We start from the raw sequence: 14,927 nt of genomic DNA on the forward strand, positions 1-14,927 counted from the left end.
CAAAAGGAGGCTTTCTATGAGAGTACAAGAAGTCATATTAAACAATGGAGGGAGAAGATATTTAGTTCTAGACGATCAAGGGAAACCGATTCAACCAGTTTTACAATATATGAAGTATCTAGATAATACACAAAAGAGTCCCAACACACAGCGTACTTACTGCTATGCATTGAGAGACTATTTTGTTTTTTTGTCTTTAACTGAAACAAGCTACGAACTTGCCAACATCAAAACAATAGCAAATTTTCTATCCTGGTTAGTAAACCCCACTTTAATTGAAAGAGTTCAACACCTAATACCCCCCACTTTAAAAAGCGAAAAGACAGTCAACTTAAAAGTTACAGCTGTACTATCCTTCTACAAATTTCTCTACCAATTTGAGCATATTGAATATGATGTCGCTCAGCGAGCGTATGTAGATGTAAAAGGTATCAAGCAATATAAAGGTTTTTTACATCACATCACCAAAAATAAAAGAGTATCAGAAAGTATCTTAAAATTAAAGGAACCCAAAAGCAGAGTTGAAACAATTCCAGACTTCACTTTACAAGCAGCGTTAGGAGCTACAACGAATGTAAGGGATTTCTTTTTGCTTCGGTTACTTTATGAAACAGGGTTAAGAATTGGAGAAATATTGTCGCTGCACAAAGAAGATATCTTATTCGATCTTCACCAAGGACACCGAGTTCGTCTAGTTTATCGAAAAGAACAACCGAATGACTCTCGTCAGAAAACCGGCTTACGTGAAGTTCATATCTCCGCCAACTTAATCGACTTATTCGACGACTATATGTACAGCATTTTAGATTTTGATCGCTCCGATTCTTTATTCGTAAAAGTTAAGGGGAAGTCCCAAGGACTACCCCTTAACTATCAAGATGTTATGGCAACATTTAAAAGAATTGAAGGAAAAATCGAGTACCATTTACATCCACATTTATACCGGCATACCCACGCTACTAAGTATTACGAACAAACTAAAGATATCAAAATTGTTCAAGAGCGACTTGGTCACAAACACATCCAGACAACAATGAACCTCTATTTACATCCAACAGATAAAGAAATCCGAGCACAGTGGGAAAAAGCGAGTCCAGCTTTTAGAATGGAGGAATAATGGAAGGACATTTTACTAAGTCTTATCCATTGAAAGAGTACGAGGAAAAATTACGAGCAATACTTAGCACGTATACAAGAAAAGAAATCTTAGCTGATGGTTCTGTCCAAGAGACAGTTATTGAAGATGACTATCTTTTAGTAAATGATATTTGGAAACTTGATTTTTTTGTCAATATTCCGCAATTCCGTGAACGCCTAACGGAGTATAGAGAAAATCCGGTCAATCATATATTCATAATAACATTTAATTCGGTTCACCCTATCATAAATCTAGAGTTGAAATGTCTATACAAGTTAAAAATATTCAATGATGAGTGGACAGCTTACTCCAGCTTTCAAAAGCACACGCATCGTTATCGAGTTATTAATTTTATGCAATTGTTCTATCCTGAATCCAGCTCGTTAAAAGAACTAGATATTGATAAAGCTGAAGAACAATATATTGCCTGGTTACGTGAAACAGGAATTGAAGTAACGGAAGAAAAAAAATTTAGACATGGTCGTCCCGTAGAAATTAGAAAAGTTAGAACAGCAGCCTTCCTCAGATCAGCCTACAATTCAATCATGCACTACTTGGACGATCGTCCATTATGGGTAAGAGATGTATGGCGTTTAAAAGACTTCCAAGATAGCTTTGATTTTGAGTACCATAAATCAAGTCCGCAAGGATTTGTTCGCTTTGATAGCATTGAAAATAACGAGTTAAAACAAATGGCAAAAGATTATATAAAAGATCGGCTTTTAGGTAAACGGCACATGAGCTGGCATAGTGCGCAAGCATACTCTAGAATACTCAGCCGCTTTTTTAACATCATTTCACCGACAGGGACTGAAAAAAAGGCTATTCGTAATCTTGAAAGAAAAGATATACTAGCCTTTATTGAGTGGACGCGTTGTTATTATGCAGAGAATAATCGCAAAGGATTGGAGAATCACCTGAATCGTTGCATGGGAGTACTACAAAAATTCTTGGAAGAATTACAATTACTTGAACATAAAGAAGCACCTAGAAAATCGATCCGGCAACTAATTAATCCTGGTGATTTCCCTAAATATACTCAACACAGACAGGTTAATAGTATCCCTGATAGCGTCTTAGAGCAACTTTTCAGCAATCTAAATTATTTACATCCAGAGGTCATTCCAATTGTCTGGATTACGTTCAAAACAGGTCTGAGGATATCTGACGTTCTTACCTTAACAAATAAGTGTTTGATAACTGTCAACGAGAGTCCCTATCTGCAACTAGACATTTCAAAAACAAAAGTGCATAACCATCGGATACCAATTGATACCCACATAGCTGACATTATCACCTTTTTAGCGAAGAGATGTGAGCTAGAAACAAATATGGACAATAATCCTAAGAGATACTTATTTCCACGTTTATCTGGAACTAGAAAAGGACGTCCTTTTACGCAAGGCTTTGTAAGAGAAGAATTGAATACTTTGGCAATTAAACAAAATATTGCTGGTGAAGATGGAGAAATTTATCATTTCCGAATGCATGAATTTCGTCATACCTACGCTGTTAAATTACTGAATAATGGAGCGGATATTTTAACAGTCCAAGAACTATTGGCCCACGCATCCCCAGAAATGACGATGGTCTATGCAAGGTATTCTGATGACAATAAAAGAAAAGAATTCGAAAAAGTTCTAGCAAGTGGCACATTCGAGTTTAGTCAAAATGGTTTATTGCAAAAAATAGAACCGGATCAGTTGAATAAAGAGAATCTTGATTCTCTTTGGCAGAATCACAAATTGAACGCTATCGATAATCCCTACGGGACTTGTATGGCTCGTTTAAATGGGAAGTGTCCGTTTATTAATGAACCACCTTGTTTAAGCTGTAATAATGGGAATCCATGTAAGGATTTAGCTATCGGTTTATCTGATTTAGATAATGAAAAATATCAGTTGCACATAAAGACCATGACAAAAACGATCGAACTTTTAAAGAGCAATGGGCGAATGGATCTAGTTGAAAAAAATGAGTATCTTCTAGAAAAATACACTGATATTGAACGCAAAATCACGCAAGGAAGTATTATCTATGGAAGATCAAACCGGACAGATTAGGAGAAAATTATGACCTTTGATCAAAGGAAACATCTGAAGATGTTACACAAGAAAAGACGTGCCGAAACTCTTGAAAAAGTTGAACAAGCTATTTACTATCTTGAAGCAACAAAGCAGCCTATTAATTTCTCGAGGATAGCAAAACAATCTGGTGTTGGGAAATCGACACTGTATTCAATTCCAGAAGTAAAAGATCGAATAATTATTTTCCGTGAGGTGTCTTTAGGAAAGAGTTATACGCAAAAAGTAAAAAAAGAGCAGGATACTAGTGTGATTCAATCCTTAAAGCGAAAGATTCAAACGCTAGAAACAGAGAACAAAGAACTGAAACTTAAAATCAAGCATATATACGGCCAAGTTTTTGAAAATACTGACTAAATCAATTTAAAAGGGTTGAACTCGCAGCATTGAAAAATGTGCTGTTACGAGTTCAACCCTTTCTTTTCCAAGTCCATTCCAAGGTATCGGTATATCCTTAAAAGATCGTTTCCTTCTACTGTTCTAAGTTGAAAGTAAAAAATATGGTCTTTACTGTCTACTGTCATATAGCTAGGTATCCTAAACCGGGTAATATTTCTCTTATTCATCAAATAGAGCAGTTCGTCTTGTAATGCAAAAAAAGGCACATCTATCAGAACGAAGTTCAAAAAGTCTTTTGTCAATTTTTCTGAGTTTTCAGTATGGTAGTCAAATTCAGCACCTTCCACATTCAACGTCATGAAAGATCACTCCACTTATTTGGATTGATCATACGAATATGATTGATTGAATTACTGGGAATAACTTGAATTCCAGTATCTGGATGTGAGACAAAAATACTTGTGTCCCTGAAACCTTCGACAACTCCGATAATATCTGCATAAGCATTTCCTTCAGTATTCAGCTCGCTAAGCTGAATTTCAACAACATCTCTGGTAGTATAAGAGGATTCTAGCATTTCTGAGATTTCCGTTTCGCTCATCTTCGGTTTCCTAGACCAAAATGTATTTCTTCCCTTTTTTTCAATATCCATTTCTGCGGTATGTTCACTTAAATAAAAGCCCATCCACTTTGCCATTCCTCGATCATCGTAGTCGCGAATAAGTGGATCAGGATGATAAGACATAAATGATTCTCCCATGTTTTAAACACCTCCACTAAACCTCTTCAGGAAACGGAGTTTCCAAAAAAGTTTCTACCATTTCCTGAATATCATTTTGTCTAAAAAAAGGAATTTCCAAATAACGAACGTTGTTTTTCCTACACCACTGCCGCTTGATTTCCATGTTTCTTAGGATATTTTGAAATCTCTTTGTACTGCAACCTCGTTTGAAGTAATGGTGTGTACCGTGATACTCAATGATGTGCCACTGATTGGATTTTTGGAAAGCTACATCAACACGTAGTGGTCTATTTTCAATAGTAGTAAGACCCTTGAACATCCTTTCACGGTCGTATTTAATCCCATAGTAATTCATTAGTTGGCAAATGAGTTGAATCTGCCAACTCGGTTGTTGGCTGGGAACCAACGGAAATGGTTTGTACAACATTTTTGCCTTTGGATGATAAGAAAGGTTAGCAATGAAGACTTTCTTTTTCCATCCATTGATAGTGATCGTGGCTTTCGTATGAAGGTGGATTTTTCCTAAGTAATCATAGGGTAAATACCAATCATACAGTTTTTTCTGAATCTCACCATTTCTCATAAATGAAATAGAAACAACATTGAAGTTCTCTTTAATAAAAAGTAGTTCATTCATAGGTTAGGTACTCTTTCTACAGTTTTATAGTGACTACAAGCCATCCAAACCACCGGCACCGCCAGCATGACCTCCCACCAAATTCGCTTGACTCAAGCTCCTAGCGTGTTCTAAAGTAGAACTTGCACGGACAATTGAGACAAAGCCATACTTTTCTCTGATCTGATCCATTATTTGATCCAGCTTCTCATTTTTAATCTGTTCTTCCGGTTCTTCGAACAGGTTTAGTTGGCTTCCTGCATGATAAAGCAGTCCTGAATAAGACACACCGATATTTCTAACTAGACAGCCGGTATAAAATTTATTGAATAAATACAATAGGTGTCCAGCTAACTTGTCAGTGTTATCAGTAGGGGTAATCTTTAGTTGCCGGCTAAATCCTTTCTCTAATTCGTCCTTAGAATAACCAATTGATAAATTGACCGTTGAAGTTTTAGCTTGTCTGCGGCGCAAACGAATAGCAACCTGTTCGGCCATTTCCCGAATCACCAAAGGCATTTCATCACCCTTGTAGTATCGTGGTAAAATTTGACTGTTTCCTAGATTTTCAGACTTGGGGACATAGCGTTCTTGGATTTTTGTCCGATCAATGCCATTGGCATGATGGTACAGCTGCAAACCGATTACCCCAAATTTTTCTTTTAATCGGTAAGGCGTAGCATGAGCCAAATCATAGATTGTGGAGACACCCATATTATACAGGTTTTGCTTCATACGGTGACCAATCCCCCAAAAGTCGCTAATCTCAGGCATAGCCCAAACCTTTGTTTCTACATCGGAATAGTTCCAAGAAGCCCGCATATTTACTGTGCTTTTAGCCTCGTTGTCCAGCGCCAGTTTAGCAAGTAAGGGATTACTGTTTGACATACCAACGGTAGAATAAATCCCAGTTTCTCTCAAGATATCTTTTTGGATCATTTGGCTGACAATATTTAGTTTTTCTTTCCTAGTTAAACTTTTGTCTGGTACAAAGTAGTTTAAACTGTGGGTTAGTTCAACAACCCCTTCATCGATGGAGTACCACATAATGTCTTCATCCGCTGCGTACTTGCGAACGATTTTTTGAATTTTTAGGTTTTCCACTATGTAATAACGCATTCTAGGAGGAGCTACGATAAGTTTTTTCATCATTGGATTTTCCTCTACCGTAGGTAGTTCCCAAGATCTTGTGACATTACTGATTCCAAACGCTTTCTTCGCCATCGGACTGCTGGCCAAAATTAAACCAGAAGTATTATCCGCCTGACTCATTACAACCAAAAGGTCCTTTAAGGGGTGGCGCCCCCGCGCTACCAGCTCACAGCTGGCGTAAAAAGATTTCATATCGATAAAGGCATAGTCACCAGTGGGTTCTAAATCATAGTTAAAGTTCATCATAATCACCTTATCAAACTAAGTATTTTCTCCAAAAAGAACACATGTTCGTTATTATAGTACCTTGATTTACTCCCCTAAGTCAAGAAAATCTCGTTATTCACACCACAAAAAAGATGCCAGCAGCTACGGACTAGTGCTAATGGCATCTTTTAAAGTGAAACTAATTTTTTATGGCTAGAACATTTCTTTTAATTAAGTCTCTAGTTTTTCTAAACTGCGCTAAAATCTCTTCCTCACTACCGGATGCTTTGGCAGGGTCCGATAAGTTCCAATGAAAATGTTCTTTCCCTTTGGGAATTACCGGACATTTATCTTTCGCATCCCCGCAAAGAGTGACGATTAGATCAGCTTTATTAAAATAGCTCATATCAAGCAAATCTGACGTTTGTTCAGAAATATCAATCCCGTCTTCAGCCATCACTTTTACGGCTTTTGGATTCAGACCGTGCGTTTCTATTCCGGCACTTCTAATTTCAAATTGACTTTTTGGTAAGAGCTTATGCGCATACCCTTCAGCCATCTGACTTCTACAAGAGTTTCCTGTACAAAGAAAATAGATTTTTTTCATATATTTTCACCTCTAAGACGTGCTGTTTGTTCAGTATCATTAGGAAACCAATGTTTCGTATTATTGGCTATCTTAACCAATAAAAGCATAACTGGTACTTCTACTAGTACACCCACTACTGTGGCTAAAGTCGCTCCTGACTGGAGCCCAAATAATGAAATAGCTACCGCAACTGCTAATTCAAAGAAATTACTCGCACCGATCATTCCGGCAGGTGACGCAATAGAATGGGGGAGTTTCCACAATCTTGCCCAACCATAAGCAATTGAAAAGATAAGTAATGTCTGAATTGTTAAAGGGATCGCAATCAATAAAATGTGTAGCGGATTGGCTAATATTTTCTGCCCTTGAAAAGAAAAGATAATGATTAGTGTCAACAGTAATCCAATGATCGTTACGGAATCAAATTTCTTTAAAAAGACTGTTTCAAAGTAAGCTAAGCCTTTCCTTTTAATAATCAATGAGCGAGTAAGGAAGCCTAAGAATAAGGGAACTACTACGAAAAGAACAGTGGATAATAGCAAAGTTGCCATTGGAACGACTACATTATCAACACCTAGTAAAAAAGCGACAATTGGCGCAAACAAAATTAAGATAATTAGATCATTCACCGCTACTTGAACCAAAGTATAGGCAGCATCACCTTTGGTGAGGTGACTCCAAACAAAGACCATTGCGGTACATGGGGCGGCTCCTAGAATAACCGCTCCGGCAACATATTCTTTTGCCAAGTCTAACGGTATCCAACTTTTAAACACTACATAAAAGAAAAAAGCAGCAATCGCGTACATAGTGAATGGCTTTATCAGCCAATTAGTTACGCAAGTGACAATCAATCCTTTGGGCTTTTTTGACACGTTAACAATACTGCCAAAGTCGATTTTCAACATCATTGGGAAAATCATTAACCAAATTAAGATAGCTGTAGGAATAGAAACGTTGTAATATTCGAACTGGCTAAGTGTTGCGGGAATTACTGGTAAAAACTTTCCGATTGAAATTCCTAGTGCCATACATATGACTACCCACAAGGTTAGATACTTCTCAAAAACACCTAATCCTTGTTTCTCTGTGTTTTCCATTTGAACCCTCCATCATCAATATCAGCCAATACATAGATAGTTTTCTATGTATTGGCCAAAAAATTTTATACCCCAACAGGGCTAAAGTCTGGTTGCCATTCTTCAACAGCAAACTTGCCATTGGAAAGCTCCGCAACTTTTTCAATCCATTCTAATTCATTGAAAGAACGAGCTTTTAATACATCATTTTGTGTATCAGCTGCATACATGCTTTGGTTAACCAGCCACCAGGTATGGGAAATCTTTGCCCGATCCAAATCTTCATCTAAACGCATGGATTCATAAACCGGTGTTGTTTCAGGTAAAGTAACCATCAACACTTCCGTGTCATCAGAATTTTGAAGGCGCGGCAAAAGTTTTTGAATAGAGACTGGAACTTCACCAGAACTTCTTTCCACTTCCCGAGCATAGCTTTGAGTCGAATCCAACAACAGTAAAGTATGACCGGTCGGTGCCGTATCAATCACGACAATTTCATCATCAGACTTGTCAACAATTTCAGCAAAGGCACGGAATACTGCAATTTCCTGGGTACATGGAGAACGCAGATCTTCTTCAACGTAAGCTACATCATCGTCATTCATAGTAGCTCTTGCTTTGGACAAGACCTCTTCTTTATAATCAGCCAATTCTTTTTCTTCATCGATATGGCTAATAGAGATTGGTAAATCATCCGAAATGAACATGTTTAAATGATCCGCCGGATCAGTTGTCGCTAAATGGACTTTTTTGCCTTCCTGGGCCAACTTTTTAGCAATCTTGATCGCTACAGTTGTCTTACCAACGCCGCCTTTACCCATTGTAAAGATAATTTTCTTATTTGAACGGATAAATTCTTTTACAACTGTATCTAAATTCGGAAAATCCGTCACTTCTTTTTCTTGTTCTTCAAGTGCAGGCTGTTGATCACTTAATAGTATTTGAAGCTTATCAATACCAGTCACATTGTAAGGCCGTAGTGGGATATAGAAGGTATCAAAGTCTTTTAGTGGTTCTGGCATATTCTCTAGATCATGCGTCTGTTCTTGATAGATAAGTTGAGAAATTTCGTCATCATGGACTTCCAGCAACCCATTCACAACCAATTTTTGATTTTGAATCCCTAATTTTCTCAGCTCTTCTGAAGCACGCTCAGCTTCAATCAGTGGTGCTTTTTGTGGGCGAGTAACTAGAATTAAGGTTGTTTGTTCAGCGTCTGTTAACGTTTCTACTGCTTTTTCGTACATATCTTTTTTATCGCCTAGTCCTGATAACTGACCTAAGCAAGAAACACCGGTGGTATTTTCATCCAGATAATTATTCCAAGCAGAAGGCAGCTGTAGCATACGCAATGTGTGCCCCGTCGGTGCAGTATCAAAAATGACATAATCAAACTGATCGGCAACTTCAGGATCAGTCAAAAAATTGGCAAACTCATTGAAAGCCGCAATTTCTACTGTACAGGAACCAGATAGCTGCTCTTCCATGTTCGCTAATGCACTGTCTGGAAGTATTCCACGGTAAGGGCCAACGATACTTTCTTTATATTCTGCCGCAGCCGTAATCGGATCAAAGTTAGCTACTTGAAGATTGTCGATTCCTTCAATCGGTGTTGGCTTATTGGTTAAGGTTGTTTGGAAAACATCTTGTAAATTAGAAGCCGGATCGGTGCTTACCAGCATAACTTTTTTATTGTCTTGGGCCAACGAAGTGGCCGTAGCACAAGCAGTTGTTGTTTTACCCACACCGCCTTTTCCAGTAAAGAATAGATATTTGGTTAATCCCATTCGCTCGGGAAGGTATTGAATCATTTTTTGTTTCCTCCTTTTATAAATCATGGCTTAGGAAAAGGCTGTTTAGCAACAGCCTTCGCCTCCGCAGCATCCGCCAGAATTGTTGGCAGCTTGTGTGACAAATTGAACTTCTGCATATTTACCGAATTCTTCTAAGGTAGGATAAGCAGCTTCTTTTACAACTTCACCATCTAATAGAGTAACCGGTAAAATGTCGTTGCCTTTTTCTTGAAGTAATTTCAAGATGGTCGGGTGGTTAACAAAGGCATCTGGGTCACTTGTTAAGTTGTGACGTGATGCTTCAATAGAGTCTAATCCCTCAAACGTCTCGAAGACTGAGGTAACCATCAGTAATTCTTCATCAACAGATGGTCCGCAAACGCCAGTTGAACAACACATCGCCGGTTCAAATAGTTCCAATTTTTTCATCATTCTTTTCTCCTTTACAACTACAGTTTTTATTGTGGCAAACACATTCATCTTCATCAGAAAATAAATGCATCATTGAACCCATAAATTTATCTACAAAGCTTTCGGTTAATTGATAGTGGTGCCATTGACCTTCTTTAGTCACCAAGACAACACCTGCTTTTTCCAAAACCTTCATATGATGGGAAAGCGTTGGTTGAGTAAAGTCAAAGTGAGCTAAGATATCACACGCACATAAACTGCCACAAGACAGCATATCAATAATTTTTAATCGTTTAGGATCTGCCAGGGCTTTCAGCATGACCGACATTTCATCGTAATTCATTTGTTTTCCTCCTTACATAGAAGTTCATCTATGTATACAATATAGACGATCATCTATATACTGTCAATCGTTTCTGTCTTTTTTCATAGAATGGATATGTTCAGCCTACTGCAAAGCCTAGTATTATCGACTTTCTTCAAATTTGGTATTGATAAGCTCCGAAATGGTCGGTGGACACAAAGGCTAACTACTCTGGTTTCACGCGAAATAAGAAATCTTGTACCATTGTTGTAAATATTTTCGGTTGTTCGATTTGTAAGTTATGTCCGGCAAAATCAAGAATCGCAAAGGAAGCATGTGGGTACTTTTCAAGCAAGCGTAGCCCATCTGCATAGCCAACATGGTCATCTTGACGACCAAACAAGAATAATCCTGGCACATCAAAAGAAGCATTTTCATCTGGATCAAAACTAAGTGCATAATTGGCCCCTAACTTATCCAAAAATTCGCCATCTGCATTGATCATACCAGACATCACTTCCGCTAAAAAGCGATTCCAGTTTCTAGATGTTAGAATCACGCCGCTTTTTGAAAAGTAAGCCTTGTCTTCCTTCGATAGTGAATGTACAAATGCCTCATCTTGATACATTACTTTCTGCTCAGGCAAGGTTCTTTTCTCTTTTTCTGGATAAATTACTGGACAAATAAGTAGAACGCCAAGCACGCGGTCCAGGCATTTCGCTGCGATTCCGCGGGCTAAGTAACCACCGTAAGATTCCCCGGCAAGGATAAATGCTTCACCGGGAATTACCGCTTCAATAAATTCCAATAATAGCGCGAGTACGTGGTCAGCATTTTGAATTGAATCGTAATTCTCGGTCTTCCCCATGCCTGGTAAATCTAAGTAAATACGAGAAAACGGACTTTCTTTATCAAAAACTGGTTCCATACAGCCAATCATCAGCTGCGAATCAGGAGCAAAGCCATGAATCATTATTATCGGGATACCTTCACCATATTTTTCATAATAAACGTCTACGCTGCGGATTGTTTTATGCATTAATACTCCTCCTTGCGTTTATTTTTATCATAACATACTATTCTTCTACCATTCGATACCCAACCCCAACTTCTGTCAAAATATACACTGGTTCAGCGGGGTTCTTTTCGATTTTTCTTCTGATATTGCTCAAGTTTACTCGGAGTGCCTGATTTTCGCTTGGATATGGTCCCCAGATTTCGCGGATAATGAAGTCATGCGTCAGTACTTTTCCAGCATGGCGGGCTAAGAGTAGTAGAATTTTATATTCAATCGGCGTAAAATGAATTTCTGTATCGCCCATTTTAACAAGGCGTCTGGCGTCATCAATGTAGAGATTTTGAATTCGAATTGTCGCATCATTTGGCGTTTCTTTGTTGGTTGGTTGAATGTGCCTTAACGCTGTCCGAATGCGTGCTAGTAGTTCCGAGGTGCCGAATGGTTTCGTAATATAGTCGTCTGCACCAAGATCCAGTGCAGTCACTTTTTCACGTTCATGATCGCGCGCTGAGACGACAATAATTGGCACTTTAGACCAAGCACGAATATCCCGAAGCACGTCTAAACCTTCCATATCAGGTAAACCAAGGTCAAGTAAAACCACATCAGGCGAATGGCTTGCTGTTTGTTCCAGTGCTTCTTTTCCGCTCACAGCTTTAATTACCGCATAATCACTAGCCGTCAAAACAGCTGAAATAAAATTGCTGATGCCCGATTCATCTTCCACAATTAATACAAGTCGTTTACTGTTCACTGCTCGTCTCCTCCATCTAATGGCAAAGTAAACCAGAATGTCGCTCCGCCAAGTTCGTTATTTTTCGCTTCAATGGTTCCATCATGTGCACGAATAATCGACATACAGATGGATAAACCAAGTCCAAGCCCGCGCGACATATCAGAGCGCTCTCTAGCCTCTACTGCAAACGTATCAAATAAATCAGCCATACGATTTTCTGGGATACCAGTTCCGTTATCGCGAACGCTAAATATCGCACTGTTTTCCGTTTTCGTTACATCTACCCAAACTTCTGCGTCCGCACCTGCGTGACGAAGCGCATTTTCCATTAAATTAATTAAAACTTGTTCGATAAGTGTTCCGTCCATTGGAACCATAAGCAAATCGCGCGGAACTTGTACATGAATAATTCGATCTGTAAAACGCTTTTTAATTCGACCTACTGCTTCTCCCACAATTTCTTCCACGGCTTCTGGTTCTCGTTCCAAGCTCACTAAACCTTCGCTAATTCGCGTAACAGAAAGCAAGTTTTCCACCATTCGAATTAGCCAACCCGAATCATCTTTAATACCTTTAATTAAATCATGTTGGGTCGCTTTATCTAGTTCGGTTTCTTTCTCAAGAAGTGCTGAACTTGCGCCAATGATTCCAGTAAGTGGCGTTCTTAAGTCGTGTGAAATAGCTCGAAGCAAGTTACTACGCATTTTTTCTTTTGCTGATTCGATGACGATTTGACGTTGTTCTTCTGATAAATATTGCCGCTCTAATGCGAGGGCGACTTGCGAGCTAATCATCCGCAAGAACATCCGATTATCTTGAGTGAGCGGGCCATCCTCTGCTGAACATGAAACACCAATCACGCCAAGCACTTTCCCTTGCGACATCACTGGCATATAATAACCAAATGCACCCATTAATGTGTCTGTTCCTGCCCCAGCTCTTTTTTTATTTTTAAAAACCCAATGCGCCACAGCTTCTTCATCTGGGTTCAAAAGCGCGCTTGCATCTTCCTTACCTTCTGCTTGGACAAAAATCCCTTTGCTACTTTTAGCTGGATCTGTAGAATAAAAAATAACAGAGCGCTGAAATAAATGCAAAATATATTCATTTGTTAAGTCGATAATTCCTTTTAAATTTCGAGTTATTAATAAACGCTTATTGATTTCGTATAGTACTTCTGTCCGGCGTTCGCGCTCAACAGCTAGGCTGGCCTGCGTTTTGATTCGAACGGTAAGCGCACTTGTAATTAACGCAACAAGCAACATAATACCGAATGTCACCGGATAACCGGCTTGAATCGTATTAAAAGTATATAGTGGCGATGTAAAAAAGAAATTAAATAACATAACACCAATAATCGAACCCAAAACCCCATATACATAACCACTTGTTACTCTGGAAATGATTAATACAGATAAAATATACACCATAATAACATTTTGATCACCAATTCCAAATTCACTAAGCCCAATACATATGGCGGTTGCTAAACAGAGCAATAGTACCATTTTAGCCATATCATGCCATGTTAAGAAACTTTTAAAATGCATTTTCATTCGGCGCTTTTTGATTTCTGGGCTACTGGACGGGATAATATGCATATCAACATTATCCAAATGCGTAATAAGCTGGTCTTCAAAATCATCTTCAAATAAGGACCGCAGCCCCATCCGCCGACGTGATTTCCCAACAACAATATTCGTCACACCCGTCAAACGAGCATACTGGGCCACTGTTTCCGCAATATCATGTCCTGCTAGTGTAACAATTTCGGCGCCAAGTCTTTCAGCAAGTTCCATTGTTTCGCGCAAGCATTTTTTCTCTTGTTTGGACAAATAATCCGTTTCTTCATTTTCGACATAAAGAGCTATCCATGGTGCTCGGAAAGCTTCAGCAGTGCGCGCTGTCCAGCGAATTAGTTTTGCAGAAGAAGGCGCTGAACCAATACAAACTAGCCATTTACTGCTAGCTCGCTTTTCTGGATAAACGCCGGTTTGGTCGTACTCATGGCTAATCCGGTCTGCTGCTTTTCGCATCGCAATTTCACGTAACAATTTCAAATTTTCTCTTGTAAAAAAGTTCTGCATTGCTGTTTTTGCGCGTTCTGGCCGGTAAATTTTCCCTTGTTCTAATCGTTTCAAAAGTTCATCTGGTTCAATATCAATTAGCTTGACGCGGTCTGCTTCATCAAAAACATAATCTGGAATCGTTTCCCGGACAGCGACTTTTGTAATGCCTTCCACAATGTCATTTAAACTTTCAATGTGTTGCACATTCACCGTCGTATAAACGTCAATCCCCGCTTGCAAAAGTTCTTCCACGTCTTGAAATCGTTTCTTGTTTCTTACTCCTTCTGCATTCGTGTGTGCAAGTTCATCCACTAAAATCAGTTCTGGCTTTCGTTTCAACGCTTCATCCAAGTCAAATTCTTTTAGTGAAATATTTTTATGATTGACAGATTTAGGTGGAATAATTGGGATTCCTTCGAGCATTTTTAACGTTTCTGCTCTGGCGTGTGGTTCAATATAACCTGCCACTACATCGACGCCACTTGCAAGCTGGTCTTTCGCATCACTCAGCATTGCATACGTCTTCCCAACACCCGCAGCAAATCCAAAGTATATTTTTAATTTACCTACTTGTGGATCTGCTTCATCTTGCAAATTCACAAGTAATGCTTCTGGACTTGGACGATTCGTCTCCATGTTTTCGCCTCCAA

The 14,927-nt window shown here is 38.8% G+C and carries 15 protein-coding genes; 3 read left to right on the top strand and 12 right to left on the bottom strand.

The genetic code is table 11. The features are described 5' to 3' along the window. Positions 1-16 precede the first annotated feature (16 nt). The 3 genes from JL53_RS14435 to JL53_RS14445 are packed head-to-tail and all read left to right on the top strand — an operon-like array spanning position 17 to position 3,579. Positions 17-1,117 (top strand): tyrosine-type recombinase/integrase, encoded by a 1,101-nt coding sequence (locus tag JL53_RS14435; RefSeq protein WP_009932612.1) that lies wholly within the window; start codon positions 17-19, stop codon positions 1,115-1,117. Continuing rightward, entirely contained in the window at positions 1,117-3,201 is a 2,085-nt protein-coding gene (locus JL53_RS14440) for a tyrosine-type recombinase/integrase (RefSeq protein ID WP_038407987.1), read from the top strand. Before JL53_RS14435 ends, JL53_RS14440 begins: the two co-directional genes overlap by 1 nt. Before the next feature lie 9 nt (positions 3,202-3,210). Continuing rightward, positions 3,211-3,579 (top strand): DUF6262 family protein, encoded by a 369-nt coding sequence (locus JL53_RS14445; protein ID WP_014601542.1) that lies wholly within the window; start codon positions 3,211-3,213, stop codon positions 3,577-3,579. A 44-nt stretch (positions 3,580-3,623) separates the two neighbouring features. Here JL53_RS14445 and JL53_RS14450 read toward each other — a convergent pair whose 3' ends face one another. The 12 genes from JL53_RS14450 to JL53_RS14505 all read right to left on the bottom strand — a co-directional run bounded on the left by JL53_RS14450 (position 3,624) and on the right by JL53_RS14505 (position 14,913). Continuing rightward, positions 3,624-3,920 carry a DUF5960 family protein gene (locus JL53_RS14450; RefSeq protein ID WP_003749797.1) on the bottom strand — a complete coding sequence of 99 codons (297 nt, stop codon included), beginning with the start codon at positions 3,918-3,920 and terminating at the stop codon, positions 3,624-3,626. Further along, entirely contained in the window at positions 3,917-4,321 is a 405-nt protein-coding gene (locus JL53_RS14455; protein ID WP_003749799.1) for a hypothetical protein, read from the bottom strand. The genes JL53_RS14450 and JL53_RS14455 overlap by 4 nt, the downstream gene beginning before the upstream one ends. Before the next feature lie 16 nt (positions 4,322-4,337). Continuing rightward, the gene (locus tag JL53_RS14460) at positions 4,338-4,940 is read right to left on the bottom strand and encodes a hypothetical protein (RefSeq protein WP_003749801.1); all 603 of its coding nucleotides are present in this window, start codon (positions 4,938-4,940) and stop codon (positions 4,338-4,340) included. 33 nt (positions 4,941-4,973) lie between these two features. Next, complete coding sequence (locus JL53_RS14465) at positions 4,974-6,314, bottom strand: Y-family DNA polymerase (protein ID WP_120176022.1); 1,341 nt, start codon at positions 6,312-6,314, stop codon at positions 4,974-4,976. A 163-nt stretch (positions 6,315-6,477) separates the two neighbouring features. Next, positions 6,478-6,885 (bottom strand): arsenate reductase (thioredoxin), encoded by a 408-nt coding sequence (arsC, locus tag JL53_RS14470; protein ID WP_003749808.1) that lies wholly within the window; start codon positions 6,883-6,885, stop codon positions 6,478-6,480. Beyond that, the gene (gene arsB / locus JL53_RS14475) at positions 6,882-7,967 is read right to left on the bottom strand and encodes an ACR3 family arsenite efflux transporter (RefSeq protein WP_003749809.1); all 1,086 of its coding nucleotides are present in this window, start codon (positions 7,965-7,967) and stop codon (positions 6,882-6,884) included. The genes arsC and arsB overlap by 4 nt, the downstream gene beginning before the upstream one ends. 65 nt (positions 7,968-8,032) lie before the next feature. Continuing rightward, positions 8,033-9,757: an arsenical pump-driving ATPase gene (gene arsA / locus JL53_RS14480; protein WP_014601544.1), complete on the bottom strand. Its 1,725-nt coding sequence runs from the start codon at positions 9,755-9,757 to the stop codon at positions 8,033-8,035. Between the two features lie 45 nt (positions 9,758-9,802). Next, positions 9,803-10,171 carry an arsenite efflux transporter metallochaperone ArsD gene (gene arsD, locus JL53_RS14485; protein WP_003749813.1) on the bottom strand — a complete coding sequence of 123 codons (369 nt, stop codon included), beginning with the start codon at positions 10,169-10,171 and terminating at the stop codon, positions 9,803-9,805. Continuing rightward, entirely contained in the window at positions 10,146-10,493 is a 348-nt protein-coding gene (locus JL53_RS14490; RefSeq protein WP_003749815.1) for an ArsR/SmtB family transcription factor, read from the bottom strand. The genes arsD and JL53_RS14490 overlap by 26 nt, the downstream gene beginning before the upstream one ends. A gap of 187 nt (positions 10,494-10,680) precedes the next feature. Next, positions 10,681-11,493, bottom strand: coding sequence for an alpha/beta fold hydrolase (locus tag JL53_RS14495; RefSeq protein WP_038407988.1), 813 nt, complete (start codon positions 11,491-11,493; stop codon positions 10,681-10,683). 37 nt (positions 11,494-11,530) lie between these two features. Next, positions 11,531-12,226 carry a response regulator gene (locus JL53_RS14500; RefSeq protein ID WP_038407989.1) on the bottom strand — a complete coding sequence of 232 codons (696 nt, stop codon included), beginning with the start codon at positions 12,224-12,226 and terminating at the stop codon, positions 11,531-11,533. Continuing rightward, entirely contained in the window at positions 12,223-14,913 is a 2,691-nt protein-coding gene (locus JL53_RS14505; RefSeq protein WP_038407990.1) for a DUF4118 domain-containing protein, read from the bottom strand. The genes JL53_RS14500 and JL53_RS14505 overlap by 4 nt, the downstream gene beginning before the upstream one ends. Between the last annotated feature and the right edge of the window lie 14 nt (positions 14,914-14,927).

Origin of the sequence: Listeria ivanovii subsp. londoniensis (assembly GCF_000763495.1) — a bacterium.
Classification (GTDB): domain Bacteria; phylum Bacillota; class Bacilli; order Lactobacillales; family Listeriaceae; genus Listeria; species Listeria londoniensis.

Bases quoted from the DNA above. Each gene is read 5' to 3' on its own strand.
- JL53_RS14465 (WP_120176022.1), bottom strand. From the start codon at position 6,314: ATGAACTTTAACTATGATTTAGAACCCACTGGTGACTATGCCTTTATC.
- arsD (WP_003749813.1), bottom strand. From the start codon at position 10,171: ATGATGAAAAAATTGGAACTATTTGAACCGGCGATGTGTTGTTCAACT.
- JL53_RS14495 (WP_038407988.1), bottom strand. From the start codon at position 11,493: ATGCATAAAACAATCCGCAGCGTAGACGTTTATTATGAAAAATATGGT.
- JL53_RS14505 (WP_038407990.1), bottom strand. From the start codon at position 14,913: ATGGAGACGAATCGTCCAAGTCCAGAAGCATTACTTGTGAATTTGCAA.
- JL53_RS14450 (WP_003749797.1), bottom strand. From the start codon at position 3,920: ATGACGTTGAATGTGGAAGGTGCTGAATTTGACTACCATACTGAAAAC.
- arsB (WP_003749809.1), bottom strand. From the start codon at position 7,967: ATGGAAAACACAGAGAAACAAGGATTAGGTGTTTTTGAGAAGTATCTA.
- JL53_RS14440 (WP_038407987.1), top strand. From the start codon at position 1,117: ATGGAAGGACATTTTACTAAGTCTTATCCATTGAAAGAGTACGAGGAA.
- JL53_RS14490 (WP_003749815.1), bottom strand. From the start codon at position 10,493: ATGAATTACGATGAAATGTCGGTCATGCTGAAAGCCCTGGCAGATCCT.
- JL53_RS14455 (WP_003749799.1), bottom strand. From the start codon at position 4,321: ATGGGAGAATCATTTATGTCTTATCATCCTGATCCACTTATTCGCGAC.
- JL53_RS14445 (WP_014601542.1), top strand. From the start codon at position 3,211: ATGACCTTTGATCAAAGGAAACATCTGAAGATGTTACACAAGAAAAGA.
- arsA (WP_014601544.1), bottom strand. From the start codon at position 9,757: ATGATTCAATACCTTCCCGAGCGAATGGGATTAACCAAATATCTATTC.
- JL53_RS14460 (WP_003749801.1), bottom strand. From the start codon at position 4,940: ATGAATGAACTACTTTTTATTAAAGAGAACTTCAATGTTGTTTCTATT.
- arsC (WP_003749808.1), bottom strand. From the start codon at position 6,885: ATGAAAAAAATCTATTTTCTTTGTACAGGAAACTCTTGTAGAAGTCAG.
- JL53_RS14435 (WP_009932612.1), top strand. From the start codon at position 17: ATGAGAGTACAAGAAGTCATATTAAACAATGGAGGGAGAAGATATTTA.